This is a genomic window from Hymenobacter puniceus, assembly GCF_014333525.1.
Lineage (GTDB): Bacteria > Bacteroidota > Bacteroidia > Cytophagales > Hymenobacteraceae > Hymenobacter.
In genome coordinates, this window is sequence record NZ_JACSCX010000002.1 from 776,919 (window position 1) to 803,217 (window position 26,299).

The 26,299-nt window shown below is 59.9% G+C and carries 20 protein-coding genes; 10 read left to right on the forward strand and 10 right to left on the reverse strand.

The features are described from left to right. Positions 1–10 precede the first annotated feature (10 nt). The 3 genes from H8B14_RS08445 (at position 11) to H8B14_RS08455 (ending at position 5,268) form a co-directional block, all read left to right on the forward strand. Positions 11–2,917 carry a T9SS type B sorting domain-containing protein gene (locus tag H8B14_RS08445; RefSeq protein WP_187315174.1) on the forward strand — a complete coding sequence of 969 codons (2,907 nt, stop codon included), beginning with the start codon at positions 11–13 and terminating at the stop codon, positions 2,915–2,917. A 264-nt stretch (positions 2,918–3,181) separates the two neighbouring features. Then, positions 3,182–4,075 (forward strand): ACP S-malonyltransferase, encoded by an 894-nt coding sequence (gene fabD, locus H8B14_RS08450; RefSeq protein WP_187315175.1) that lies wholly within the window; start codon positions 3,182–3,184, stop codon positions 4,073–4,075. 125 nt (positions 4,076–4,200) lie between these two features. After that, a complete protein-coding gene (locus H8B14_RS08455; RefSeq protein WP_187315176.1) occupies positions 4,201–5,268 on the forward strand; it encodes a hypothetical protein in 1,068 nt (355 codons plus the stop codon). A 41-nt stretch (positions 5,269–5,309) separates the two neighbouring features. Here H8B14_RS08455 and folK read toward each other — a convergent pair whose 3' ends face one another. Together folK and H8B14_RS08465 are read right to left on the reverse strand one after the other, a co-directional pair. After that, entirely contained in the window at positions 5,310–5,789 is a 480-nt protein-coding gene (folK, locus tag H8B14_RS08460; RefSeq protein WP_187315177.1) for a 2-amino-4-hydroxy-6-hydroxymethyldihydropteridine diphosphokinase, read from the reverse strand. 15 nt (positions 5,790–5,804) lie between these two features. Next, on the reverse strand, positions 5,805–6,674 hold the full coding sequence (locus H8B14_RS08465) for an alpha/beta hydrolase family protein (protein WP_187315178.1): 870 nt from the start codon (positions 6,672–6,674) through the stop codon (positions 5,805–5,807). A gap of 189 nt (positions 6,675–6,863) precedes the next feature. Between H8B14_RS08465 and H8B14_RS08470 the strand changes: the two genes are divergently transcribed. Further along, positions 6,864–7,844 (forward strand): polyprenyl synthetase family protein, encoded by a 981-nt coding sequence (locus tag H8B14_RS08470; protein WP_187315179.1) that lies wholly within the window; start codon positions 6,864–6,866, stop codon positions 7,842–7,844. Between the two features lie 171 nt (positions 7,845–8,015). Here H8B14_RS08470 and H8B14_RS08475 read toward each other — a convergent pair whose 3' ends face one another. Next, on the reverse strand, positions 8,016–8,318 hold the full coding sequence (locus H8B14_RS08475) for a hypothetical protein (RefSeq protein WP_187315180.1): 303 nt from the start codon (positions 8,316–8,318) through the stop codon (positions 8,016–8,018). A 253-nt stretch (positions 8,319–8,571) separates the two neighbouring features. Here H8B14_RS08475 and H8B14_RS08480 point away from each other — a divergent pair, with 253 nt between their 5' ends. After that, positions 8,572–10,053, forward strand: coding sequence for a cytochrome P450 (locus H8B14_RS08480; protein ID WP_187315181.1), 1,482 nt, complete (start codon positions 8,572–8,574; stop codon positions 10,051–10,053). A gap of 163 nt (positions 10,054–10,216) precedes the next feature. Here the strand turns inward: H8B14_RS08480 and H8B14_RS08485 are convergent, their stop codons facing one another. After that, positions 10,217–11,509 carry a peroxiredoxin family protein gene (locus H8B14_RS08485; protein WP_187315182.1) on the reverse strand — a complete coding sequence of 431 codons (1,293 nt, stop codon included), beginning with the start codon at positions 11,507–11,509 and terminating at the stop codon, positions 10,217–10,219. Between the two features lie 232 nt (positions 11,510–11,741). On the opposite strand from H8B14_RS08485, the gene H8B14_RS08490 reads away from it, so the two are divergent. From H8B14_RS08490 to H8B14_RS08500, 3 genes are all read left to right on the forward strand, one after another. After that, entirely contained in the window at positions 11,742–14,036 is a 2,295-nt protein-coding gene (locus tag H8B14_RS08490) for an aconitate hydratase (RefSeq protein WP_187315183.1), read from the forward strand. Positions 14,037–14,340: 304 nt separating this feature from the next. After that, positions 14,341–15,030, forward strand: coding sequence for a hypothetical protein (locus H8B14_RS08495; RefSeq protein WP_187315184.1), 690 nt, complete (start codon positions 14,341–14,343; stop codon positions 15,028–15,030). 221 nt (positions 15,031–15,251) lie between these two features. Continuing rightward, entirely contained in the window at positions 15,252–18,134 is a 2,883-nt protein-coding gene (locus H8B14_RS08500) for an MSEP-CTERM sorting domain-containing protein (protein ID WP_187315185.1), read from the forward strand. Between the two features lie 23 nt (positions 18,135–18,157). On the opposite strand, the gene H8B14_RS08505 is transcribed toward H8B14_RS08500, so the two are convergent. Then, positions 18,158–18,562 (reverse strand): hypothetical protein, encoded by a 405-nt coding sequence (locus tag H8B14_RS08505; protein WP_222840562.1) that lies wholly within the window; start codon positions 18,560–18,562, stop codon positions 18,158–18,160. A 102-nt stretch (positions 18,563–18,664) separates the two neighbouring features. Here H8B14_RS08505 and H8B14_RS08510 point away from each other — a divergent pair, with 102 nt between their 5' ends. Then, complete coding sequence (locus H8B14_RS08510) at positions 18,665–19,363, forward strand: TIGR02117 family protein (RefSeq protein WP_187315186.1); 699 nt, start codon at positions 18,665–18,667, stop codon at positions 19,361–19,363. 105 nt (positions 19,364–19,468) lie between these two features. Then, entirely contained in the window at positions 19,469–20,179 is a 711-nt protein-coding gene (locus tag H8B14_RS08515; protein ID WP_187315187.1) for a carbonic anhydrase, read from the forward strand. 112 nt (positions 20,180–20,291) lie between these two features. Here H8B14_RS08515 and H8B14_RS08520 read toward each other — a convergent pair whose 3' ends face one another. The 5 genes from H8B14_RS08520 to H8B14_RS08540 all read right to left on the reverse strand — a co-directional run bounded on the left by H8B14_RS08520 (position 20,292) and on the right by H8B14_RS08540 (position 26,285). Further along, on the reverse strand, positions 20,292–20,540 hold the full coding sequence (locus H8B14_RS08520) for a hypothetical protein (protein WP_187315188.1): 249 nt from the start codon (positions 20,538–20,540) through the stop codon (positions 20,292–20,294). A gap of 269 nt (positions 20,541–20,809) precedes the next feature. Continuing rightward, a complete protein-coding gene (locus tag H8B14_RS08525) occupies positions 20,810–23,626 on the reverse strand; it encodes a S8 family peptidase (protein ID WP_187315189.1) in 2,817 nt (938 codons plus the stop codon). A 401-nt stretch (positions 23,627–24,027) separates the two neighbouring features. Continuing rightward, positions 24,028–24,291 carry a hypothetical protein gene (locus tag H8B14_RS08530; protein WP_187315190.1) on the reverse strand — a complete coding sequence of 88 codons (264 nt, stop codon included), beginning with the start codon at positions 24,289–24,291 and terminating at the stop codon, positions 24,028–24,030. 77 nt (positions 24,292–24,368) lie between these two features. Next, complete coding sequence (locus H8B14_RS08535; protein ID WP_187315191.1) at positions 24,369–25,118, reverse strand: LytR/AlgR family response regulator transcription factor; 750 nt, start codon at positions 25,116–25,118, stop codon at positions 24,369–24,371. An 84-nt stretch (positions 25,119–25,202) separates the two neighbouring features. Continuing rightward, positions 25,203–26,285: a sensor histidine kinase gene (locus H8B14_RS08540; RefSeq protein ID WP_187315192.1), complete on the reverse strand. Its 1,083-nt coding sequence runs from the start codon at positions 26,283–26,285 to the stop codon at positions 25,203–25,205. Positions 26,286–26,299 lie beyond the last annotated feature (14 nt).

The following is a 26,299-nucleotide window of genomic DNA, read 5'->3' on the forward strand; positions in this document are numbered from 1 at the left end:
GCGCAGACGTATGATTTCTTCCTTACTATTCTGGCTGGCACGGCGTGGGCCGTGGCTGGTGTTATTGGTGGCGTTGTTGGCCTGGGTTACACCTGAAGCGCAGGCTACCCACTTGCGGGCCGGCGACATTCAAGCCAAGGTAGATACCACCATCGGGCCCAGCTTTAACCCAAACAGGGTTTTCTTCAAGATGATTCTCTTCCAGAAGACGCCCGTTGGTCCTATTCCAGACGAGCGTTTTGTCACGATTTTCTTTGGTGATTGTAGCGCACCACAGCAGATTCAGCGCCAGTCGGTGACGGTAATAAATGGCGAAACCAACCGCAACGTGTATGTTTTCGAGCACACGTACAATGCTGTAGGCACCTATACTGTGCACTATATCGGTGAAAACCGCAACGTAGGCGTGCTGAACATGGCCAACTCTGATCAGCAAAGCTTTTACATATCCACTACGTTCACCCTCGACCCGGGTCTGGGCCGCAACCGTTCGGCCATCCTAACTAAGCCTTCTATCGATAATGCGGCGGTTGGGCAAGTGTTTCTGCACAATCCGGCGGCATTTGATCCGGATGGCGACTCCCTGGCTTTCGTGCTGCGCCCCAGCCAGCAGGTGCCCGGCGGCATCAGTGGGCCTACTGCACCCTGCTTCGTGCCAAGTCCTGCTAACGCTACTGGTTACGTAGTGCCCAATCAGCTGATTGGTGCAAATAACGGCCAGCAGGTGCAATACAATGACCCGCCTAGTGGCAACCCCACTGGCGTGCCCGGAGCTCAATCGATTTTTCAGCAAAACCCAGTCACGGGTACCATCATCTGGAACTCGCCGGGCACGGTGGGGGAGTATAATGTGGCATTTGAAGTGCGTGAGTACCGACGCACGCAGTTTGGCCGCCGCCTGATCGGTACGGTGATTCGCGACATGCAGATCAACGTGCGCGGCACGGCTAATCAGCGCCCGATTCTTACAATTCCGCCAGATATCTGCGTGGTGGCCGGCACCTTGGTGACGGGCAACGTGACGGCTACTGATGCCGACCGCAACCCGGTCAGAATTACGGCCAACAGTGGTATTCTGCCGCCGGCTACGTTCACGCAGACTTCTGCTGGCCCGCCTACGGCGGCTGGCACGTTCCGCTGGACACCGGACTGCTCCAACATTGCCGCGCAGCCTATCCGCGTGAGCTTCACGGCCGAGGACCAGCCTACTGGCGGTAACCCGGTGCTGATCGACCAGCGCGTCTGGAACATTACGGTAATCGGGCCGGCACCGCAGAATCTGCAGGCCATCCGACAGGGCAACAACGCGGTACTTACCTGGAACAGCTACGTCTGCCAGCGGCCGGGTGCCCGGATTCTGATTTTCCGCCGGGAAAACCCGGGTCCCCCTATTTCCGGCCCTTGCGTGACCGGCATTCCGGCCTCGGCCGGCTACACCTTGATTGAAACCCTGACGTATCCAACACCACCAGCTACCGGCGACCTGCTATCGTACGTGGATACCAACAACGGCCAGGGGTTGCAGCGGGGCAGAACGTATTGCTACCGCATTTATGTGGAGTTTCCGCTGCCGGCCGGGGGCAAGAGCCTGGCTTCGCAGGAGGCCTGCGTGAGCTTCGCGGGCCGGTCGGCCGTGTTCACCAATGTCACGGTGGACGCTACCTCTCCTACAGCTGGTCGCATCACGGTGAAATGGACCAAGCCCGGCCCTATCAACACGTTTAATGCACCGCTGGTATACCGTTTGTTGCGGGCCACTGGCCAGAGCAGTACGGCGACCTTCACGGAAATTGCCCGCATCGTAGACCGGCCCAACGACACGGTGTACGTGGACAACAACCTCGATACTCAAACCCGCTCCTATATCTACCGGCTGGAGTTCATCAGCAACGCCACCACCCAGCCAGGCTCGGGCACGGTTACGGAAACGGCAGCTCCCGCTTCTAGTGTGCGCGTAGATGGCACGCCCGATCCGCAGAACAACCGTATCACGCTGCGCTGGACCTATAACGTGCCGTGGGACAACAGCCGCCGCCCCACCACCATCTTCCGCCGCGACCCGGGGGCGGGCAGCCAGTTTGTGCAGATTGCCACCGTCACGGGTACCAACGCCGGCGGCACGTATGTGGATCAGGGAACCACGGCCCGGCCGTTGGTGAAAGGCCAGGTTTACTGCTACTACGTCTCGACCAACGGCACCTACAGCAACCCGGCCATCATCGACCCGCTGATCAACCTGAGCCAGCAGCAGTGCATTCCGTTGCAGGCTATTCCGTGCCCGCCCGTCCTGAGCCTCAAGCGGCCCAACTGCGACAGTCTGGCCACGCGCCTGTTTGATTTGCCGGCTACGCCAGCCTCCGGCCCGATTTATACCAACGTGCTGAGCTGGACGCTGGGCGCTACGCCACCTGACTGCAGCCGGGGCATTGCGTCGTACAACATTTTCTACGCCGCCAACCCTACGGATTCCTTGCGCTTCCTGACGTCGGTGCCTGGCAACCAGATGAGCTACCTGCACCGCAACCTTACCTCGGAAGCCGGCTGCTACGCCGTACAATCCGTGGATTCTACGGGTATCCGCAGCGTGCGTAGCAATGTGGAGTGCAAAGAAGACTGCCAGTTGTTCTTGCTGCCGAACGTGTTTACGCCCAACGGCGACGGCCTCAACGACACGTTCCGGCCCAAAGTATTCACGCCGATCCGCCGTACCAACTTCCGGGTATTCAACCGCTGGGGCGTGAAGATCTATGAGAGCGACAAGGAGCCGCTGATTAAGTGGAACGGAGGCAGCCGCGCCGAAGGTAGCTCCGGCTCGACGGTAGTGGAAGGTGTTTACTTCTACCAGGCCGACGTAGAATTTAGTGACGTGAACAACACCAAGCGAACCTATAAAGGGTGGGTGGAAATCAGCCGCTAAGCACCCCAAAGTAACCTGTTTCCTGCCACAAAAAAACCGGGCGTCTCCTCGCGGGGCGCCCGGTTTTTTTGTGGCAGGAAACGCGGCAACGGCGCATGCTCTGGTGTCAGAAAACATTTTTGTGCAGCTTGCATCCGATTTTTCTCCCACCCCGCACGGAAAAGCGGAACCGGATAGGAGAGCCCTGCCAAGTGTCAGCGCCAAAGTTGGGGCCGTCCACAAAATCTGTGAAATCCGCTAAAATCCGTGCTAATCCGTGATCCTTTGAAAGCAGTAATCTTCCCCGGCCAGGGTAGCCAGTTCAGCGGTATGGGCCGCGACCTGTACGAGCAGCATCCCGAGGCCAAGCGCCTCATGGACCAGGCCAACGATATTCTGGGTTTCTCGCTCACCGACGTTATGTTCTCGGGCTCCGAGGAAGACCTGCGCCGCACCGACGTAACCCAGCCGGCAATCTTTCTGCATTCGGTGGCGCTGGCCGCCGTGCTGCCCGATTTCCGGCCCGATATGGTGGCAGGCCACTCGCTGGGCGAGTTTTCGGCGCTGGTAGCGGCCAAGGTGCTGCGCTTCGAGGACGCGCTGCAACTGGTAGCGCAGCGGGCCAAAGCCATGCAGGCCGCCTGCCAGGAGCAGCCCGGCACTATGGCCGCCATCCTGGCCCTCGACGATGACACTACGGCCCGCATCTGCCAGGAAATTACGGCGGGTGGCAACGTGGTGGTAGCGGCCAACTACAACTGCCCCGGCCAGCTGGTGGTATCTGGCTCCCAGCGCGGCATCGAGCTGGCCTGCGAGCAGCTGAAAGCGGCCGGTGCCAAGCGGGCGTTGCCGCTGCCGGTGGGCGGCGCCTTTCACTCGCCCCTGATGCAGTCGGCGGAAGCGGCGCTGGCGGAGGCCATTGCCAAAACCACTTTCTCGGCCGGCATCTGCCCGGTCTACCAGAACGTAGACGCCGCGCCGCACACCAACCCCGACGAAATCCGGGAAAACCTGGTGCGTCAGCTCACGGCCCCGGTCCGCTGGACCCAAAGCGTGCAGCGCATGGTGCAGGATGGCGCCACCGAGTTTGTGGAGTGTGGCCCCGGTAAAGTGCTGCAGGGCCTCGTGAAGAAGATTGCGCCGGAAGTAAGCGCGCAATCTGCCGTAACGCAGGCGTAGCTACTCCTTTGATGCCCAGCAACAGTCACTCCCAGCTTGCTTTCAGCACTGATTGGAGGTGGCTGTTGTTGGGTGTTGCCATTTGGGCGGGCCTGTTTGGCTACGCAACCTGGCACGGCCTGGCCATGACGCCGGACTCCTGGAACTACCTGGGCGCGGCCCAAAGCGTTGCCACTACCGGCCAGCTCCGAAATGCCAATGGCACGCTCTACACTGCGTGGCCGCCCTTGTTTCCGGTGGTGCTGGCGGGCTGGAAAGCGGTTTTGCCGTTTGGTTGGAAGTGGCTGCAGGGCACGTGCCTGGCCGCCAGCCTGCTGCTGTGGGGGCGTTTGGGCCAACAGCTGCTGACTCATCCGGCCTTGATCCGGCTGTATATTCTGGTGTTGGCGTTTTCGACGCCCTGGCTCATGTGCGGCGGCTTTTTGTGGTCGGAGCCACTGTTCATTCTTTTGCTTTCGGGCTACCTGTACGCGCTGTATTGCTACAGCAGAAACGGCACTGCCACGATGCTGCTGTGCGCTACGGTGTGCGGCATTTTGCTGCCTTTGCAGCGTGTGACAGGGTTTTTTGTGCTGGCAGGTGTAGGGTTGAGTGTGGTGGCGCTGTATCCGGTGTGGGCATGGCGCCGCCGGTGGCTGCTGGTGGGGCACGAGCTGCTGACGGTTGGGGCCGGCGCGGTCTGGCAATACTACACGCTGGTAGTGGCCGCCGCCCGCAACCTACAGGAAATTCAGGGCTGGAACATTTGGGTGCAGGCGGCCACTGATTTCGGCCACGCTATGGGCCGCTGGCTTATGCCGCTCACCACGTACGCCAGCCAGGGATACGGCCTGTACGCAGTGCTTTTTCTACTACTCACTACCGGTGGCCTAATGGTGCCGGGGCCCCGGTTTTTGCGTTTGCTGGGCATCATGGTTCCGGTGGTGCTGCTGCCACTGGTGCCACTCGCCTGGCTCGGGCAGAGCGGCGCCGGCCTCACCGATGCCGACCGGTACACGGCCGTACTATATGCTCCGTTTTTCCTGCTGCTTTTTGCGCAAGCCCAGCAGGTACTGGCTAGCCAAAGTCCCAAACGGCAGCGGCTGATGCTACTACTTGGCTTTTGCTGGCTGCTCTACCCAGCCGCCAGAACCATCCGCAACAGCATCTTTCTGCACAACCATCCGTCTGCATTTGCCGCAACCAAGCAATAGCGCGGCTCAGGATTAAATCCGCTAACACTACAATTGGTCGGCTATAGGCGCTGTACTGGCAACTGGTCGGGGCAAGACTCCAGCAGCTCTGCTATTGTTTGCCGCAGGCCCGGGTGTACTACCGAACCGGCAATTTCGGCTAGCGGCGCCAGCGCAAACCGGCGCTCCGGCAGGCGGAGATGCGGAATCCGCAGATCCGAGGTCGTTACTATTTCCTGCCCATAAAGCAGAATATCCACGTCCAGCGTGCGGGCGCCCCAGCGGACCTCACGCACGCGGCCGGCCTGCTGCTCGGTAGCCAGGCACACCTGCAGCAGATTGGCAGGCGGGAGGCTAGTTTGGATACCGATTGCTTGGTTGAGGAACGGCGGCTGGTCTTCCAGCCCCCAGGCGGCCGTTTCGTAGAGGCCAGATGCGGCCACAATAGGGCCAGCGGCTTTGCTCAAATACTGCACCGCTTCCTGCAGAATCGTGGCCCGGTCGCCGAGGTTGGAGCCGAGCAGGAGGTAGGCGATAGGCATAGTGGCTATCAAAGGCTACAACACGCGCCGTAGAAACGCTGCCGTCACTTCTGCTGCCTGTAGTGCCTCGGCAGGTAGCTCTGCTTTCAACCAGGGGTGGGTGCCGCCGAAGTTGTGCGTCACGCCGGGTAGCACCTGCAGCTCGGCGGCCGGGTACCACTCTTTGAGTTGCAAGGCCCGGTCCAGAGGAACGGTTTCGTCCTGGTCGCCGTGCAGCACGAGGACGGGGCGGCCACGCAGCTTGCGGCGTACATTATGGCGGATGTCGAGGCGCAGGCGGTTCTGGTGGTAGTCTTCCACAATTTGGTAGTGCATGGGCAGCTGCTGGCCGGTGCGCGAGTTTTCCACGTGAAAAACGCCCTGCTGTTGCCACTGCTGCATAAGGTGCTCAGGCCAGCCGGGATTCACGTTGCTGATGGCCGCCCACGTCACCACGGCCCGCACGCGGGCGTCTTCGGCGGCTTTCAGCAGCACCAGCCCGCCGCCCCGGCTGTGGCCGATAAGGGCCATATGGGTCAGGTCCATTTCGGCTGCCGGAATACCCGACTGGCCCTGCTGCAGCGTGTCGAGCAGCGCCCCAATATCGTCGAGCTCCAGACTGAAGTTGTTCTGGCCAAAGGCTTCGAGGTCCTCCAGGTCGCCGGTGCCGCCCACCACCAGGCCGTTGTGCGACAGGTTAAGCTTCACGAACACAAAGCCCTGCTCGGCAAACCAATCGGCCAGCACATTGAAGTGGCCCCAGTCCTTGAACCCCTTGAAGCCGTGCACAAACACCACCACCGGCTTGGGCTGGCCAGTGGGCACGTAGCGGGCATCAGCCATGAACGGCCGGTGGTGGCGGGCGCTGGCAAGAGGAAAGTCGAGGCGGACAGGTTGAGTTGGCATGCAGCGAAGATAGGAGATGCAGCGGGCAGTAGCCGGGCACCGACGGCAGAAGGTGTGGGTGCTTTGGCAAGGCGCCCGCGGAAGAACACTCAGCAAAAAGGTCACGCCAGCTGTTTCCAGAACTCATTTCCGTGCCGATTTACCATCTCACCTTTTTCCGCGTACTTTCGCAGCGCCCAAAATACCCGCATGACCGTAACGCTGGACCAGATACAGGCGCCTATTGCCGCCGAAATGTTGGAATTCGAACAGAAATTCCGCGCGTCCATGCAGACCAAGCAACTGCTGCTGGACAAAATCATGGGCTACATCGTGAAGCGCAAGGGCAAGCAGATTCGGCCCATGTTCGTGTTTTTTACGGCCAAAATCAGCGGCGGCGACCCGCTGCCGGAAGCATCGTTCCGAGGCGCGGCCCTCATCGAGCTGCTGCACACGGCCACCCTCGTGCACGACGACGTGGTGGACGAAAGCAACTACCGGCGCGGGTTTTTCAGCATCAACGCCCTCTGGAAAAACAAGATTGCCGTGCTCGTCGGCGACTATCTGCTGAGTAAAGGCCTGCTGCTGAGTCTGGAAAACGACGATTACGAGCTGCTCAAAATCGTGAGCAATGCCGTGAAGGAATTGAGCGAAGGCGAGCTGCTGCAGATTGAAAAAGCCCGCCGCCTCGACATTACCGAGGACGTGTATTTCGACATCATTCGGCAGAAAACGGCGTCCCTGATTGCCTCCTGCTGCGCCGTGGGCGCCGCCTCGGCCGGTGCCGACAAAGAAACCATCGAACGGGCCCGGCTTTTCGGCGAGAAAGTAGGCATGGCCTTTCAGATCAAAGACGACCTGTTCGATTTCGGTACCGCCGAAATCGGCAAGCCGGTGGGCATCGATATCAAGGAAAAGAAGATGACGCTGCCGCTCATTTATGCCCTGCAGCAGGCCGACTGGCTCACCAAGCGCCGCATCATCTACAACGTAAAAAACAACGACGGCCGCAAAGACCGGGTGCAGGCCGTCATCGAGTTCGTGCAGCAGTCCGGCGGGCTCGACTACGCCATCAAGGTGATGGAACGCTACCGCGACGAGGCAGTAGCCGTGTTGCACACGTTTCCGGCCTCCGCTTCGCGCACCTCACTGGAACAGCTTATCAACTACACGATAGAACGCAACCACTAGAATCACTGATTCACACGGATTTTGCACGGATTACACGGATTTTTTGGACGGCGCTGATTCGTTTCCTTCAACCGGACCAAGCAAAAAGGATTGCCAACTGGCAATCCTTTTTGCTTGCTTGAAAGGGACAACCGTCCACAAAATCCGAGGAATCCGAAAAATCCGACCTAATCAGTGATTCAGTTGGTACGACACGCTGCCGGGCGCTACTTCCGACACGTCGAATTTCACGCCGTCGAAGGTGCTTTTGACGGTTATTTCGTGCGTCATATCGCAGCCGGGGCATTTCACTTCCTCTTTCTCGTATTGGCCGTCGTCTTCCATAGAATTGGCCAGATGGTCGGGGGCGGGCACACCGAGCGAATCAGTGAAAACCTCGGTGTGGCACATGTTGCACTCAAACTTGAGGCCTACGGTGTGGCCCTGCAGGTCGGCGAGGGGAGCGAGGGCATCGGGTTGCTGTTGAATCCACATAAGCGGGCGTAGGTTTGGTTGTGAGGAAGGGACAAGAATGCGGCATCCGGCAGCGCCGGGCAGTTGGTTGTACGGGCAGAAGGGCCGGCAGGGTTGTGCGCGAGCTTCGCCGTGCCCAGGCACCTATGAGCTGCGGTTCAGTTTGTTTGCGCACTGATCAGCAGCCGAACTTGCCCTGGTGCCACGCCCCGGTTCGTTATACTTGCGCTGTATATTTCTTGGCCTGCTATCGGGCCTGTCTGTCTGCTTTTCTATGCCCGATTTATCTGATTTGCCGCTAGCCAGCCTGGCCAGGCTGGCGCGCCCACTGCCGCGCGTGCCGCGCTGGCGCACCTTGCTTGGCTCCCTGGCCATGGCCCGCCAGCCCATCCAGAACCTCGACCGCGCCCTCACGCACCACGGCGACACGGTGGGTTTGCACCTGGGTGGCGTGCGGCCCTGCATCGTCACGCGCGACCCGGCCCTGACCCAGCATATTCTCCAGAAAAACCACCGCCGCTACCTCAAGTCCGACCTCACGCACGGCCTGATCCGGTACCTCGGCCGCGGGCTGCTCACCAACGAAGGGGCCGACTGGCTGCGACAGCGCCGCCTGATCCAGCCCGGCTTGCATCGGCAGCGGCTAACGGCCCTCACGCGCCTGATGCAGGCCGCCGCCGAAGAGTGGAGCCAGGACCTGCGCGCCCGGCTGGCGGCAGTTGGTGGCTCGCTCACAGTGGATATTCATGCCGAAATGACCCGCGTGGCTTTCCAGATTATTGCGCAGGCCACATTCGGGACCAGCATGACCGATGCCGAGCGTGACCGGCTGTCGGAGGTTCTCACCCGCATTCAGGCCTTTTACGTGCGCACCATCCGGCAGCCCTACCTGCGGCCCTGGTTTCGGTTGCGCGGTGCCTTCCAGCAGCACGATGCCCTCAGCCAGGAGCTGCGCGAGCTGGTGCGCGGCTACATCCGTCGGCGGCAGGCGTCGCAAGGTGCCGGCGTGCCAGTGGCAGCTGCTTCCGCAACGCCCGCCCCAGTCAAGCCCGGCCAGCCAGCTGACACCGCACCGCCGCCCGACGACCTGCTGCAAATGTTGCTGGATGCCCGCTACGAGGACACCGGCGAAGCCATGAGCGAAGAGCAGCTACTGGACGAAGCCAATATCCTGCTGCTGGCCGGACACGAAACCAGCGCCAATGCCCTGAGCTGGATGCTGCATCTGCTGGCTCAGCATCCCGAAGCCGCAGCGCAGATCCGGCAGGAGCGGGCGGCAGTGGGCCTCGCTCAGCGCCCACCCGAGTTTGCGGAGCTCACGCAGCTGCCCTACGCGCTGCAGGTAGTGCAGGAAACCATGCGCCTCTATCCGCCGGCCTGGATTCTGGACCGGGTGGCCTTGGAAGACGATGAGTTTCAGGGCCTGCCCATCCCAAAAGGCACGCTGTTTTCCATCTACGTCTATGGCATCCACCGCCACCCCGAGCTGTGGCCCGAGCCCGATGCCTTTCGGCCCGAGCGGTTTGCGCCCGGCCAGCAGCCGCCCATTCCGGCGTATGCGTACCTGCCCTTCGGTGGTGGGCCGCGCCTGTGCGTGGGCAGCCACTTCGCCCTCACCGAAATTCAGCTGGTGCTGCTGGAAGCTTTGCGCCACTTCGATTTTGCGCCCGTTTCCGCCGCCCCCGCTGGTACCGATCCGCTGATTACGTTGCGGCCAAAAGGGCCGCTGTGGCTACAGGTGCGGGCAGTGAGTTGATAGTCGGCGTGATGCTTTTCGTTGACCTCAGTAGCTGTTAGCCCCGCTACGACTTCCGTAGCACCATACAACCAGAAACGCCGCAGCTGATCAGCTACGGCGTTTCTGGTTGCTATTAGTAGGTGCTTCGTTCTCTTCCTATCCCAAGAGGCTGGAGGAAGCGTTATTCTGCCAGTAGCTGGTCGATGGTTTTGTTGAATTCAGCCACTTCCTGCTCGTAGTACTTGCCGGTGCCGGGGCCCGAGTAGCCGGTGTGAATCTTGCGCACCTCGCCTTTCTTATCCAGGAAAATGGTGGTGGGGAAGGCAATGACCTTCTGCAGCTGCGGCAACGACTTGCTGGCTTCCGCCGACGAGGCTTGCCCGGCCACGGCCAGGTCGTAGCCGATGTTCATGCGCTCCTTCATTTTCAGCAGCTTCTGCGAGGCCACTTTCTGGTCGGTAGTACGCTCGTAGCCCAGCCCGATGATTTCCACGCCGCGCTGCTTGTTCTTCTCGTACCAGGGGGCCAGGAAGTTGGTTTCGTCCATGCAGTTTGGGCACCATGAGCCCAGGATCTGCAGCACTACTACTTTGCCCTTGTACTTGGGGTCGGAAGGGGAGATGCTACCTCCTTCGTAGATGCTTGGGAACTTGAAGTCCAGCTTTTTCTGGCCGGGCTTCATGCCGGTCAGGGCGTTGGCGTCGGGCAGCTTGGCGCTCGGGTCCAGCGTGGCGGTCCAGGTTTCGTGGCCCGACTTGCCGCTGTAAAAGTCGCCCTGCAGCGCAGTTCCTTGTTTCTGCGCCGTGAACAGGAAGCCGTGGCTGCCATCAAACGTCGAAAGCTTGAGCGTGTTCCCGTCGGCCTGCCCCGCCAGGTAGCGGTAGTCGCCGGTAGAAGTCAGGAAAGTACCGCTTACGTTTGGGCCTTCCTGCTTGAAAATTCCGACGGCCGGATACGTTTTGCCGTCGCTGCCTTTAAACGTGACTTTCCAGGTGCCATCGAAAGATTCCACCTTCTGGTCGGCCATCACCGGAAACAGCGGCTCGGCGCCCTTGGTGGCCGCAAACGCCACACGGTATGGCTCCTTGCCGTCGTATTTCACCCAGGTGCCCTTGAGCTTGTCGGCGCCATCGGCGCGCACCACTAGGGCGGCATCGAACACGCCCAGCCGGATGGTGGTAGAGTCACCGGCGGTGCTGATTTCGTCGAGTTTGAGGCGTTCTTCGCCATTGCGTAGCGTCACGGTGGGCTTGCCGCCGTCGGTGGTCACATCAAACAGAAACGGTATTTCCTGGCCCTGGGCCGACAGTACGCCGCGCCAGGTGCCGGCCGAAAGTGCCGTAGCACCGGCCGTGCCGGCAGCTTCGGTAGCGGCCTGGTTTTCAGAAGTAGAGGAATTGGGCTGGCAGGCCACGGCGGCCAGCGCGAGTCCGGCCCCGAGTACTGCCTTGCGAATGTCAATGGCAACGGGCATACAAAAGAGGGTTAAGGTGATTCGGGGCTAAACTACGGCGCCCCCGAATTAGTTTAAAGCGCAAGAGCCGCGAATGTAGCCCAACTTTGGCCGGCGCCGGCTGGAATCATTCTAAATGCCAGCCGGTATCAGCTTCCAGCCACCGAAAAGTTGGGCTGCGCAACGACCGGTACCTATATTTGCGTACCTGTCTTAGATAGGCACGTTCTCTCCACTTTTTCCCTTTTGAATTATGGCGTTTGACTTAGAAATGATCAAGGCTGTGTACGCTGGCATGGGCTCCCGCATCGAGGCCGCCCGTACCGCCGTTGGCCGCCCGCTTACCCTCACCGAAAAAATCCTGTACGCTCACCTGTACGGCGGCACGGTTTCGCAGGCGTTTGAGCGGGGCGTTTCCTACGTCGACTTCGCCCCCGACCGTGTAGCCATGCAGGATGCCACCGCCCAGATGGCGCTGCTCCAATTCATGCAGGCCGGCAAGCCCCAGGCCGCCGTACCCAGCACTGTGCACTGCGACCACCTGATTCAGGCCAAAGAGGGCGCTACCGAAGATTTGGCCATCGCCAACTCCGAAAACAAGGAGGTCTACGACTTCCTGGCTTCGGTTTCCAATAAATACGGCATCGGCTTCTGGAAGCCCGGCGCGGGTATCATTCACCAAGTGGTGCTCGAAAACTACGCCTTCCCCGGCGGCATGATGATCGGCACCGACTCACATACGCCCAACGCGGGTGGCCTCGGCATGATTGCCATTGGCGTAGGCGGCGCCGATGCCGTGGACGTAATGGCCGGCATGGCCTGGGAGCTGAAGTTCCCGAAAGTAATCGGCGTGAAGCTGACCGGCAAAATGAACGGCTGGACTTCGGCCAAAGACGTAATTCTGAAAGTAGCTGGTATCCTGACCGTAAAAGGCGGCACCGGTGCTATTGTGGAGTACTTCGGCGAAGGCGCTAACAGCCTTTCCGCTACTGGCAAAGGCACCATCTGCAACATGGGCGCTGAAATCGGGGCTACCACCTCGGTGTTCAGCTACGACGAGAAGATGGGCGACTACCTACGCTCCACCGAGCGGGCCGACATTGCCGACCTCGCCGCCGGCGTGGCCCAGCACCTGCGCGCCGACGACGAGGTATATGCTAACCCCGAAGCTTTCTACGACCGTCTCATCGAAATCAACCTCGACGAGCTGGAGCCCTACGTGAACGGTCCGTTCACGCCGGACGCCGCCTGGCCGATTTCGCAGTTTGCGGCAGCCGTAAAAGAGCACGGCTGGCCCGAGAAGCTGGAAGTGGGCCTGATTGGCTCGTGCACCAACTCCAGCTACGAAGACATCACGCGCGCCGCCAGCATTGCCGGCCAGGCCGTAAGCAAAGGCCTCACGGTCAACGCTGAATTCACTGTAACGCCCGGCTCGGAGCTGGTGCGCTACACCGTGGAGCGCGACGGTTTGCTGGACACCTTCGCCCAGATGGGCGGCGTGGTGCTGGCCAACGCCTGCGGTCCGTGCATCGGCCAGTGGGCCCGCCACACCGACGACCCCAAGCGCCGCAACTCCATCATCACGAGCTTCAACCGCAACTTTGCCAAGCGCAACGACGGCAACCCAAACACTCACGCCTTCGTGGCCTCGCCCGAAATCGTGACGGCCTTCGCCATTGCCGGCGACCTGACCTTCAACCCCCTCACCGACACGCTGACCACCAAAGACGGCCAGCAGGTGAAGTTCGACGAGCCGCAGGGCATTGAGCTGCCGCCCGCTGGTTTTGCCGTAGAAGATGCCGGTTTCCAGGCTCCCGCTGCTGATGGCTCGGGCGTGCAGGTGCTGGTAGCCCCCGCTTCCGACCGTCTGCAGCTGCTTGACCCCTTCAAGCCGTGGGAAGGCACCGACCTGAAAGGGTTGCGCCTGCTCATCAAGGCGCAGGGCAAGTGCACCACCGACCACATTTCAATGGCCGGCCCATGGCTGAAATACCGCGGCCACTTGGATAACATCTCCAACAACATGCTCATCGGCGCCATCAACTCCTTCAACGGCGAAGCCAACGCCGTGAAGGATGGCCTGACGCAGGGCACGCCTTACTCGCCGGTACCGGCGGTAGCGCGTAACTACAAAGCTCAGGGTATCGGGTCGATTGTGGTAGGCGACGAGAACTACGGCGAAGGCAGCTCGCGCGAGCACGCTGCCATGGAGCCCCGCCACCTGGGTGTGCGTGCCATCTTGGTGAAGAGCTTTGCCCGGATTCATGAAACCAACCTCAAAAAGCAGGGCATGCTGGCCCTCACTTTCGCCAACAAGGCCGATTACGACCTGATTGAAGAGGATGACACGTTCGACATCCTCGGCCTGACGGAGTTTGCCCCTGGCAAGCCCCTGCAGATCCGTCTGCACCACGCCGACGGCGACACCGACCTCATCACGGTGAATCACACTTACAACCAAGGCCAGATCGAGTGGTTTAAAGCCGGCTCGGCCCTAAACCTGATTCGCTTGAAAGAGTCAGGCGAGGCCCAACTGTCGCAGAAGTAATTCTGAATTCGGTTCCAAGTAAAAACGGCCGCTTCCCGAAAGGGAGGCGGCCGTTTTTTTGTGCCTTATCAGGATGGAACTGCGCCGCAAACCGGTTGAGTCTAGGCTGAAATAGGATGTTTGTAAAGTCTGAATATCTGACTGAAAATAGCTGCAGCGAGATTTTAAGGCAGATTTTAGAATATAGCCGAAGTCCTGAAAACGCAATAATTCGGGTGTAGGAGAGGAGGGCGGTGCGCTATACTTGTCACAGCATATCAGTCCGGAAGACTGGTAGCAATCCTCACCGCCATACGCTCCTGCCATGCTTCGCCCTGCCTCCCGTCTGCCACTTGCCCTGAAAGTGCTCTTCACCGCCTTCCTGGTCGTGATGGTGCCAGTGTATTGGTACAACTACGGTCCCAGCAACTTCCTGTACTTCTGCGACATATCGTTGCTGCTCTGCCTAATCAGCGTCTGGACCGAGAAGGCCCTGCCGGCGTCGATGGCGGCGGTGGGCATTCTGCTGCCGCAGGTGCTCTGGTGCGCCGACTTCGTGGGCGAGCTGCTGGGCGTCCGGCTGCTGGGCATGACCTCGTACATGTTCGATGAGAACCGCAGCCTGTTTCTGCGCGGCCTCTCGTTCTTCCACGGCTGGCTGCCGTTTCTGCTGGTGTACCTGGTGCGCCGCCTCGGCTACGACCGGCGCGCCCTCTGGGCCTGGACCGGCGTGGCCTGGGGCCTGTGCCTGGTAGCATTCTTCCTGCTGCCGCCCGCCGGCGCCGTCATGCCCGACCCAAAGATTCCGGTGAACATCAACTACGTGTTCGGCTTCGATGACGCCGCCCCGCAAACCTGGCTGCCGGCCCCGATGTACTTAGTCTGCTGGATGCTGGTGCTGCTGGTAGTCGCCTATCTGCCCACGCACTTAGTGCTGCGCCGCTGGAGTGCCCGCCGCCCAACTCAGCCGGCTCCGCTGCAGCTGGTAGTGGCCGGAATGCAGGAAGTGCGGTAAGGCGTGGCTGGTTTAGTCGGGAGTATGTAGGAACACCTTGAAACTGCTATAGTAAAGGCTATAGCGCAGTTTACTAAAAACGGCCGCCTGCTCGAAGAGGAGCTGCGGCCATTTTTGTTCGAATAAACTTTGAAATGCAAAGTACTTTAAAGTATGTTTGTTCGCCCCGAGTAACTTGGCAGTTGCCTGATGTGGTGTGGGCGTTATGTTTTCTGAATCTTATGCGTAATCTATTGCATCCGAAATGGTTGTTGCTGGTCAATACCGTGGCCATTGTTGTACTGGTGCTTCTGAGCTATGGGCAGTTCAAGGTTATTCAAAGCCTGCTGCCAACCAGTAGCGTGCAGACCTGGGCGTGCCTGGGGGGCGGCCTGGCAGGGCTGGCCGCCAGCACGCTGATGTATGCGCTGTGGCAGCTGAGGCGCCGACAGGAGGTCCGTACGCTATACTGTGTGCTGACGCTGGCAGGATATGCGGCCTTCATCTGCCTGAGCGTGAGCCTGGCGGATGAACTGGTTCCCCGGGCCGTGCCGCGCTGGATGGTGCCCACCGACCCGCTGGTGTACCTCATCACGTTTCTGATGCCTACGCTGGCCCACGCCGGTTATGCCCTAGTAATGCGCCTGACGCCCGCTGACCGTGAGTATTCCGTCCTGATTAATGTGCTGCTGGCTCTGGCGGTGCCGGGCGTGTGGTTCGTGCTGATTATGCTGCCGGGCGGCTTCCTGCTGGAAAACATTCTGCCTGCCTGGCTTAGTGGCGGGCTTATGGTGACGGGGCTGGTGGTGGGCACCATCGGATTTCTGTTTTACGTGGTGCGGGTGGTGTACATTCTGGAACTGCGACGGGGCGGTTACGGCCGTGAGTTCAGCGTGCTGTGGAAAGTACTACTGGGAATTGTGTTGCCGGTGATAGGCTTGCTGGTGAACAACGGGCTGTTCTGGGGAGGTTTTGGTAGCGCGGAGGCGGGCGTATTTGGCAATTTCAACAGTCCGTGGTTTTATGGGCTGGCCGTATTGAATGGGATGCTGCTGTGTCTGCCGGCCAGTTCCAACCGCTGGCTGCACCTGCTGCTGCTGTTTGGGCGCAGTGTGCTGTTGGGCTACACATTCTACTTTTTTCTAGTGTTTCTGCCGTTCCTGCCGCTGTCGTTGTTAGCCGTCATTATCATTGGAACCGGTTTTCTGATGCTCACGCCACTAGTGCTGCTGCTGGTGCACGTACGCGAGTTGGCTGCCGACTGGAAACTGCTGCGGCCGGTGTTTTCGGGGCGAGTACTGCTGCTGGTATTACTGGGCGGAATAGGTGCGTTGCCGCTACTCATCACGGCCCGTTATCTGTTCGACCGATACACTCTACACCAGGCTCTCGATTACCGCTACGCCCCGGATTACCGCCGCCGGTATGATTTGGATGAGTCGGCCCTGGCCCGCACGCTGGCGGTGGTGAAGCAGCATAAAGACCGCAGCAACCGGGGCGACGTCATGTTTGGCTCACATGTGCCGTACTTATCGTTGTACTTCAATTGGCTGGTGTTGGATAACCTTACACTATCGGATACTAAAATTGCGGATCTGGAACAGGTGTTCCTGGGCGCGCTGTCAGAAGATACGGCATCTAAAACCCGGTCTTTTGCCATACCAACACCAGCCGCCCCGGCCATCACCCAAGTAACTACTAAGAGCACATATGACGCCCACCAGCAGGCTTGGGTGAGCCAAGTGGAGCTGCACGTGGCAAACACCGATACCACCTTGCGCGCCGGTGAGTACACTACGCTGCTGAACCTACCTACTGGCTGTTGGGTAGGCGACTACTACCTGGACATGAACGGCCGTCGGGAGCATGGTATTCTTGCTGAGAAAAAGGCTGCCGCCTGGGTTTATGCCCAAATTCTGAGCGAAACCCAAGTGCGGGACCCAGGCCTGCTGACCTACCAGAACGACCACCAACTGAATTTGCGGGTGTATCCGGTGGTCGGCCGCACCTTCCGCGTAACCGGGTTTCAGCTGTTGCATAAGGAGCCGGTTGTTCTAACGCTGGATGGTCGCACACTCCGTCTGGGGCAGGCACTCAAAGTGCCGGACGTAACGGTCCCGGTACTGGCTTCAGACGGGGAGGTAGCATATATGAGCGGCGCGGCTAAGCAGCGCCTGCCGCTGGTGCAGCGCCGGCCGTACTACCATTTTCTGCTCGATGTGTCAGCCCGTCAGCAGCAGCATCGTCAGGTGTATGCCCGCCGCCTAGAGCAGCAGTTTGGGCCCGAGGTGCTGCGCGATACGTCCACACGCTTTACGCTGGTAGATGCTTATGCTACTCAGGTACAAGCCGGAGCCGACTGGCAGCAGCAGCTTACCGGACACCAGAGTCGGGGCGGATTCTACTTAGAAGGCGCTTTGCGTCAGCTGCTGGTGCACGCCCGCCAACGGCCCCGCGCCACCTACCCGATTCCGATAGTAGTAACTGAAACGCTGACTACGGCCGTGCTGGGTTCCGACCTAGCCGAATTGCAGGCTGCGTATCCGGAATCGGACCGGTTTTACGTACTGGATGCCAACCAGCAGTTAACCGCGCATTCGTTGCGGCAGAATTCACACAAGCCTCTTACGGATTCCTTCACAACGTCGCTTCCCACAACCACCCGCCCGAAAGTGCGCGCCTGGCCCTCGGCTATCCGGCCGCTGGCCTACCTCGCCGATAATGGCACGGCCGAGGTAGTGCTGGCGCACCCGGCGGCTCCAATGCGGCCAGCGCTGGCGGCCGGTGGGCGCTGGCAGACGGGCTTGCTGCTACACGGCTACCAGCAATGGCAGGCGTTCCATCCCGAAGCCACCGACGAGCAGCGTGTACCGTTTGTACAGGCCAGCTTCCGGGCCGGCATCCTGACACCCTTCACAGCTTACCTGGCCCTCGAAAACCAGGCCCAGAAAGCGGCATTACAACGAAAGCAGGAGCAGGTTCTCAGCGGTAAGGCGGCCCTGGATGTAGATGAAAGCGAATCGAATCAGCCGACAGCCGTGCCGCTGGATGACTACCTCGGGCTGCTGGTGGTGGCGGCAATAGGCTTGGCCGCGTGGCACATGCGGAGGCCGCAGACAGCGTAGCGCCAGCTTAAGGGGATACGTGCTTAGTTGGACTGCTCCGCCCGCGCCTCCCGGGGCTTCTGCACCAGGTAGTAGTACAACAGAATCAGGAGGCCCGTCAGGAACGGCAGTAGCGCCAGGTGCTTGCCTGTGACGTTGCCCCACACCCGCACAGTATCGAAGCCCAGGAATTCGCTGACCATCCAGTAGGAATTGGCCGAAATCCAGAACACGATGGCCAAGTTGTGGGCTAGCTCTGACGCTACGTGTCTAGTGCGCCAGGTAATAACGAGGGCAATGGTCAGGGTCGGGAAAATCATGCTGATGCCCAGCGGCTTCCAGAGCATGCACCAGCCGATATCCTTGAGCAGCCAGAACAGGATATGTAGGTTTTCCATCCGGCGGTACGGGGCCGGAATGGTGTAGGTCTGGTCGTCAGGCTGAGACATAGCGAAAGGAAGGGAAGCCAAATATAAGTTGGGAACGGCTTTCTTTGCGCGCTTTCGTATGAGGGGCATCTTCCCTTCCTTCTCTCCCGATTTCGCTGATATATGCCCAGTACGCTGAAAAAAATAGCCAAAGGCGCCGCTTACGCAGGTGGCAGCATTGCCGGTATTCTGGTGCTGTATGGCGTGGCAGCTGTGGGGCTTTCGGCGGTGCCGGTAGGCAAGCGGGGGAAGCCCGCGCCCGATGCTGTGGAGGTGTACATCCTCTCCAATGGCGTACACACCGATATTGTAGTGCCCGTGCGCAGCTCGCAAATCGACTGGACCACGCAAGTCCGCTATGCCCACACGCCCGCCGCTGACTCCAGCATGCAGTTTGTGGGCTTTGGTTGGGGCGACAAGGGCTTCTACCTCGATACACCGACCTGGGCCGAGCTAAAGCCCAGCACGGCTTTCAAGGCCATGTTCTGGCTCGGCGAGTCGGCTATTCACGCTACATTTCACCACCGGCCCACCGAGGGCAAAGACTGCGTGCGGTTATACCTTACCCAGGCTCAGTATGCCCACCTGATCGACTTTATTCAAAAAAGCTTCGATTACGATGTCGAGGGCCGCGTCGAGCATATTGCGGGCCACAGCTACGGCCAGCATGATGCGTTTTATGAAGCCCGGCGCACCTATAATCTGTTTTACACCTGCAACAGCTGGGCTAATGAAGCCCTGAAGTCTGCCGGGCAGCGCGCTGCCTTCTGGACGCCCTTCGATGCTGGCATTTTCTGGCACTATCGGGAGCGAGGAAATTAGCAGTGTGCTGCATTACTTTCTGACTAATAGAAAGTTGCGTAATGCGGGCATGAAAAATATTTTGTGCCTGCTATCATTCAGGGCGAAAGAACGTATATAGCGCCTATGATAACCTACGACGAAATCTTCGAAAAAAACCGCCAATGGGTGGCAACCAACACCACCTCGAACGCGGAGTTTTTGGCGCACCTGGCTGCCGACCAAAAACCTGACTACCTCTATATCGGCTGCTCCGACTCGCGCGTGACGGCTGAAGAACTGATGGGTGTGGCGCCCGGCGAGGTATTTGTGCACCGCAACATTGCCAACCTGGTCATCAACATCGACCTCAACTCCACTTCGGTGATTGAGTACGCTGTGGCTCACTTAGGCGTAAAGCATATTGTGGTGTGTGGCCACTATGGCTGCGGTGGCGTAAAAGCAGCCATGCAACCCAAAGATCTGGGCATTATGAATCCGTGGCTGCGCAATATCCGCGACGTATATCGTCTGCACCACGCTGAGCTCGACAAGATTGAAGACACCACGGCGCGCTACGACCGGCTGGTGGAACTAAACGTGCAGGAACAGTGCGTCAACGTCACTAAAATGGCGGTGGTGCAACAGACGTATCTGGAGAAAGGCTATCCAACGGTACACGGCTGGGTATTCGACCTGAAAACCGGCCTGCTCAAAGACCTGAACTTGGATTTCGAGCACATTCTGCACGACATTCAGGAAATCTATAATCTTGGCGACCAGGTGATGTTCGGGGAAGGCAAAAAAACGCCGGCCATTGAAATTGGCCATGAAGCTAAAACAGAGACACAGCGCTAACTTTCAGATAGTAAGCTGCTAAGCAGCTTATGGCTGCCTATAAAAGTAGAAGCCCGTCTTTTCTGCTACAAATAGCAGGAAAGACGGGCTTTGTTGTGGAAAATGGAGGAAGCTAATTGAGCCACACCTGCGCCACTTTCTCGAAGCGGTGGTGGGCAAACGCCCCATATGGGCGCTCGGCATAGAAACCCAGCACATGCACCTGGGGCTGGCCGGTACGGGCATTGCGGCGCAACTGCACTGGATAAACACGACCAGCTTCCGGCCAGTCACCTACGTGGTCAGCGGGGCGGCGCGAGGCGTCTATGCAGCGGGCATACAGCTGCACTGGAGGCGAAACGGGGAGCTTTACTTTCGACATATCCAAAGATAAGCATATTGCCCGTTTCCTAAAAATATTAGTCGGATTATTTACAGTGGTTATACCCCTCAGTACAGGTTTTAACAGAATTTTAATTCCTGAAAGCAAGCATCTCGACTACATTGAAGACACTGCGTAACGACAGCTTTTGTCTATTCATTTGCTAAACAAGTTAGTCGATGAAGCTGGCGCAATACCCTTTGCAGCACACTGCTGCTATAGTCTTGGAAGAAGCTTCTTGCAGGAACTATATCCTACTACTGCTGCGGTCAGGGCTGCACTACAAGCGTCCGGACCAACTGCCCACCAGTGCCCTGCACTTGTACCAGATACAGACCGGCTGGCAGGCTGCTAACGTCGAGGCTGATGGCCGTACCGCTGAAGCTGACTTGCCGTACTAGTTGGCCAAGAGGATTTAGCAGCAGCACCCGCTGGCCACCAAAACGGGCTGGGATTTCTACCCGCACCCGCCCGGAAGCCGGATTGGGATATAACTGCCAGGCGCCGGCTGCCAGCGCCGGCCGGGTAGGCAGCACTACGTTGTAGCGGGTTTGGGCAGCATCGGCGGCAGCCTGCAGCTGTGCCAGGGTAGGAGCGGCCAGCACTGCAAACGCTACAATGGCCGAGTCGGTGGGGGCAAGCCGAGGAAAGCTGGCACCCACCACGTGGGCAATATCGGTGCCGGTGGGCAGGCCCGTGGTGCGCTGGCGAATGCCGTTGCTTAGGGTGAGGTATTTCTCGATACGGCTGAATCCGTTGGAAAGCTGCACGGCGCTACCGGCCGGTGCATTCACATTGATGGCATAGGTGGTCGGCGTGCCCCCGCTCAACCATTTCACTCCCACATACACATCCGGACTGCTGGCATCGTAGGCGTAGCTTAGGCGGCGCACCGAATCCCAGGCTACCACGTTGCGGGCATATTCGGGCACCACGTCCCAATCCATGAACAAACCCGCGTAAAGTGGTTTGAGCGTGTCCGGCGTCACGTTTTTGAGCTGATATTCCAGCACCACATAGTCGCGGTGCGGGGCCTGGGCCCAAGCGTAGCCGCGCTGGCGCACCTGCACGCCTACGGTGCGGTAGCGCGTGGCCGAGGGCAGTGAGTCCTGCAGCACATTGCTGGCTTCCTGGTCGGCGCGCAGGGGCTGGCGCCGCAACGCGGCCTGTGTCAGGCGGAAAAAGTCGGCATCGGCTACATTCCGCTCGTTGCGTAGGCGGCTGGAAACGCGGCCGGTGCCAGCAGCCAGCAGCAGGCCGCCTTCATAGAGCAGCGGCGTGCCACCCCGGTACGTTACCCCTTCGCCCAGATCAGAGCCGAGGCCGTCGTAGCCGAGGCTGCCGCGGCTGGTGAGCGTGAGAGCCAGGTCGCCGGCATTGAGCACCACGTAATCGGGGTTGAGTAGCACGGTGCCATACTGGTCTTCCTGGTAGCCGGTAGCGGCATCCTCGAAATGATAGCGCAGCACAGCGCGGGTATTGAGCGGCACCCCGGCCGCTACTGCCAGCCGAAACGGGGCCGCCGTATTGGCGGCGCGGGCCAGCGTCGCCAGTGCTCCGGCCCCAAACGTGCCTTGCCGTACGGTGAGATGGGGAGAAAGCGACGTAACAGTGAGTGTCAGGTTCTGAACCGGCAGCAGCAGGTTCTCCACTTCCACCGTCAGCCGGATGGTGTCGGCGGGCTGGTAGGCGCCTTTAGCGGGGCTGAACCGGCGCTGAGTGAGGCGCACGGCCCGCTGGTCGTTGGCGCGCACTGCCCGAAACATATTCAGGCGGCCCGTTCCGAGCTTACCAATGTAGGCGGCGTTGCCGGGCAGCGCCTCAATGTTATCAGTGGTGCGGCGCAGCTGGGCGCGCACTTGGGCAGCCGTAAACTGCGGGAATCGCGCCCGCACCAGCCCGGCTGCGCCGGCTACCAGCGGCGCCGAAAACGACGAGCCCGTGGCCGGGATATAGTCGGTGTCGGTGTCCCCCCATACCGTCAGCACATTGTCGCCGGGCGCCACCAGGTCCAGCCGGCGGCTGTAGGTAGCAAAGCCTGACTTAACATCCGTCCGCCCGGAGGCGCCCACCGATAGCACATGCTCGTAAGAGGCCGGGTAAAAGTCCAGCTCGGCATTGGTGTTGCCGGCCGAGGCCACCACCACCACGTCGCGGTTGACGGCGGCATACGTAATGACGTCCTGCTCGAACTGCGAGCGGCCGCCTACGGCCCCCCAGCTCATGTTGATGACTTGGCAGCCGTGGTCGGCGGCGTACACAATGGCCTCAAAGCCTGCGAAGCTGCCTCCGGGCGTGCTCGGAAAGATTTTCAGGGGTAGAAAGCGGCAATTAAACCCGGTGCCGGCCACGCCGCGGCCATTATCGGGGCGGGCCGAAGCCGCGCCGGCTGAGTGCACGCCGTGGCGGGGCTGCTGGTAGGAGTCAGAAGCCGGATTGTTGTCGTTGTCGGCGAGGTCCCAGCCGCGGTAGTTGTCTACGTAGCCGTCGTTGTCGTTATCGAGGCCATCGGGCGGGTCCTGGCGGTTGCGCTGCCACTGGCCGTTAAGATCTTCGTGCGAGAGCCGGAAGCCCGTATCGGTGATGCCGATCAGCACGGTGGAGTCGCCCTTGGTGACGTCCCAGGCCTGGTAGGCGCGGATGTTGCGCAGATGATACTGGCCGTTGGCATTTGTGGAGTCGGCCAGCGGGTCGTTGGGCTGGTAGAGGGGGGCGCGGGAGTAAAGCGGCTCTACATACGCCAGCACACCGGTTTGGCGCAAAGCCAGCTGGGCTTTAAGCAAGTCGGTGGTAGTTGGCAGCCACACTTGATATACCAGACGCAAATTTACGGCTTCCGGATTTTTAGGGTCGGGAAGCTGGGCATTCGGAAATTTCTGCACCATCCGTATCATTCCCAAACGGCGCAGCGTAGCCTCCAGCCGAGGTATCGTTACGCGGCCTGCCTGCGCCTGCGCGTAGTGTTCCGGCTTTAGCTTGAAGGCCAGCAGACCAGGCTGAACTACCGCAGCTGGTGTGGCCGTAGTGCTGGCGCTGGCAATGCTGCCAGTTTGCGCAATAGTGCTGCCGCTACGCAGCAGAAGCACAGCCAGCAGAGTAATTGCCGAAGAAAGTACTGATGTGCGCATAAGCGAATAGAAAATCAGGATAGGTGGGATGCTGATCCGAACGAAGCAAATCCGCCTTCGGATGTTGCGAAGTGCCTGCTAAACAGGGAATAGCACCAGCGAATTTAGCTGTTTCAGGGCGTTCTGCGGCAGATGCGCATCGGCTTTTCGACCAACTACGCAAATGGCTCTGCCAGCAGCTTCAAACCAATGGTGATAGTGCTGTTTCCTGATTTTGTGCAACTGGCCGCTAGTGGCCGACTATCCAGAAAAGCAGTGCTGTAGGGCAGGTGTCTTCTGCTGATGCTGGTGCGTTGAAAATGCAAAAAGCCCCGCCAATAATGTAGGCAGGGCTTCAGACCAGGGCAGGCAGGCAAGGGTTACCAGCCTACTTTGCTGTATTTATATTTCTTCGGCGCTTTCACAGTTTCGTACTGTGTAGGCTTACGCGGCGAAAGATCAATGCCTAAATCAATGGGGTTGCGTTCTTTACGGAAGCGGGCCTTGTTGTTGCTCCGGCGCTCCGGCTTCACTTTTACGGTGCCGTAGCCACGTGGATTAGCGCTTTGGGCGGTGCGGTCCTGGGCGCAGGAGCCGAGACCAATTAGCGTTGCAAGGGCAAGTATAGGGAGTAGCGTTTTCATGTCGAGGGGCCAGTAGAAAGGGTGTTGCTCCGTGTACTACTGCCGTCCTAAAAAAGATACATATTCTTCGTATTATTCTAAAGGCTAAGTAGTTCGCGGAACCGGGCGGACTGCTGCCGAGATACTTCCACCTCGGGGCCGCCCCGCAACCGGATTTTGAGGGTGCTGCTAAACCAGGGCTCAATGCCTTCGATCCACTTCAGGTTGATAATCTGCTGGCGGTTGGCGCGGAAAAACACGCGGGAATCGAGGCGCTGCTCCAGGTGCTGCAGGGTCCGCGGAATCAGGGGGCGGTGCTGCTCGAAGTAGATCTGGGTGTAGCTGCCATTGATTTCGAAGAGCCGAATGTCGGACAAGCGCACAAACCAGCACCGTTCCCCATCTTTCACAAACACCTGGTCGTGCTCGGTTAACAGGGTGGGTGCGGGCTCATTGGGCAGGGCCGCCGACGCAGGTGTTGGCGCCTCGGCGGCCGGCATCAGCTTGGCCCGCGCCTTTTCCAGCGCGGCGGCCAGGCGGCTTTCCTGCACGGGCTTCAAGAGGTAGTCGAGGGCATTTACCTCAAAAGCCCGCAGCGCATACTCGTCGTAGGCGGTGGTGAAGACGACGTGCGGTGCCGCTTCCAGTGAGGCCAGCAGCTCGAAGCCGGTTTCGCCGGGCATATGGATATCGAGCAGCAGCAGGTCGGGGCGCAGCTCCTGCAGGCGCGTGCGGGCCTCGGCGGCGTGGCGGGCTTCGCCTACTACCGTCACGTCGGGAAAGGCCTGCAGCAGGTGGCGCAGTTCGGTGCGGGCCAGCCGCGAGTCATCAACGAGCAGAACGTTCACAGAAGAGAAGTGATGAGGGGATGAGGTGACGGGGTGAATGGGAAATATTCTGTCATCCTGAGCTTGCGAATGCTGGCAGCAAGCCTATGCTGGCAGCGCCTCGGCCCGCACCGGCAGGCGCAGGTGGGCTACCACGGTGTTGGGCTCGGTGGGGTCGTTGCGGATGTCGAGGTGGGCAGCGGGGCCGAACAGCAAGGCCAGCCGCTCGCGGGCGTTGCGCACGCCTACGCCATCGTGGTTGGGCGGCGGCTGGTAGCGGCCAGTGTTCCGGACGCTCACGTGCAGCTGGCTGGCTCCGTCGAGCTGGGCCGTGAGCTGAATGCTGCCGCCTTCGGGCCGTGGGGCCAGGCCATGCTTGATGGCATTTTCGACGAGCAGCTGCAGCGTCATGGGTGGCAAAAGCACTTCCCGGGCGGCCGGATCGACATCGAGCGTGTACGTGAGGCGCTCTTCCAGCTGCAGGGCTTCCAGCTGCAGGTAGTGCTCCACAATCTCCAGCTCGCGGCTCAGCGGCACTTGCTCGGCCGAGTTCAGCTGAATGGAGTAGCGCAACAGGTCCGACAGGTGCGTCATCATGTCGCGGGCGCGGGCCGGATTTTCAATCACCAGCGCCCGGATGTTGTTGAGGCCGTTGAATAGAAAATGCGGGTTGATCTGGGCTTTGAGAGTGCGCATTTCCGCTTCCTGCACCGCGGCGGCCAGCCGCCACTTATCTACTTCGGCCTGCTTGTAGCGGTGGAAAAAGTGCCAGCCAAAATAGAAGCCCGCCCACAGCCACAGCATAAAGTTGACGTTAAGCGAATAGCCCAGAAACTGCGCCCAGCCGTGTGGCCGCCCATCCGGACTAGGCCGCACCACCCAAAGCAGCAGCGCCCAGATAATAACCTGGCTGAGCACCGACAGCAGCGCATTGGTCAGGAGCAGGCGCCCCAGCAGCGGCAGCGGCGGTAGCTGTTCCCAGCCATTGGCCCGAATGTGGTAGCGCAACGCGTGCGACAGCCCCATGACGGGCAGTACAATGGCAGTAACGATAAGTACCAGCTCGGCGGAAAACCGTCCGAATACTGAAAACACGAACAGGTTGAAAACGAAATACAGGCTCCATCCAACCAATTGCGCACGCCAGTAGAGGCGGCTGGGAGCGGGCACAGAAACGTAGGAGAACATAGCCGTACTATGTT

Coding starts and splice junctions, on each gene's coding strand:
- H8B14_RS08480 (WP_187315181.1), top strand. CDS start 8,572: ATGCCCGATTTATCTGATTTGCCGCTAGCCAGCCTGGCCAGGCTGGCG.
- H8B14_RS08475 (WP_187315180.1), bottom strand. CDS start 8,318: ATGTGGATTCAACAGCAACCCGATGCCCTCGCTCCCCTCGCCGACCTG.
- H8B14_RS08485 (WP_187315182.1), bottom strand. CDS start 11,509: ATGCCCGTTGCCATTGACATTCGCAAGGCAGTACTCGGGGCCGGACTC.
- H8B14_RS08540 (WP_187315192.1), bottom strand. CDS start 26,285: ATGTTCTCCTACGTTTCTGTGCCCGCTCCCAGCCGCCTCTACTGGCGT.
- H8B14_RS08495 (WP_187315184.1), top strand. CDS start 14,341: ATGCTTCGCCCTGCCTCCCGTCTGCCACTTGCCCTGAAAGTGCTCTTC.
- H8B14_RS08465 (WP_187315178.1), bottom strand. CDS start 6,674: ATGCCAACTCAACCTGTCCGCCTCGACTTTCCTCTTGCCAGCGCCCGC.
- H8B14_RS08510 (WP_187315186.1), top strand. CDS start 18,665: ATGCCCAGTACGCTGAAAAAAATAGCCAAAGGCGCCGCTTACGCAGGT.
- H8B14_RS08490 (WP_187315183.1), top strand. CDS start 11,742: ATGGCGTTTGACTTAGAAATGATCAAGGCTGTGTACGCTGGCATGGGC.
- H8B14_RS08520 (WP_187315188.1), bottom strand. CDS start 20,540: ATGTCGAAAGTAAAGCTCCCCGTTTCGCCTCCAGTGCAGCTGTATGCC.
- H8B14_RS08470 (WP_187315179.1), top strand. CDS start 6,864: ATGACCGTAACGCTGGACCAGATACAGGCGCCTATTGCCGCCGAAATG.
- H8B14_RS08500 (WP_187315185.1), top strand. CDS start 15,252: ATGCGTAATCTATTGCATCCGAAATGGTTGTTGCTGGTCAATACCGTG.
- H8B14_RS08515 (WP_187315187.1), top strand. CDS start 19,469: ATGATAACCTACGACGAAATCTTCGAAAAAAACCGCCAATGGGTGGCA.
- H8B14_RS08455 (WP_187315176.1), top strand. CDS start 4,201: ATGACGCCGGACTCCTGGAACTACCTGGGCGCGGCCCAAAGCGTTGCC.
- folK (WP_187315177.1), bottom strand. CDS start 5,789: ATGCCTATCGCCTACCTCCTGCTCGGCTCCAACCTCGGCGACCGGGCC.
- H8B14_RS08505 (WP_222840562.1), bottom strand. CDS start 18,562: ATGTCTCAGCCTGACGACCAGACCTACACCATTCCGGCCCCGTACCGC.
- H8B14_RS08445 (WP_187315174.1), top strand. CDS start 11: ATGATTTCTTCCTTACTATTCTGGCTGGCACGGCGTGGGCCGTGGCTG.
- H8B14_RS08530 (WP_187315190.1), bottom strand. CDS start 24,291: ATGAAAACGCTACTCCCTATACTTGCCCTTGCAACGCTAATTGGTCTC.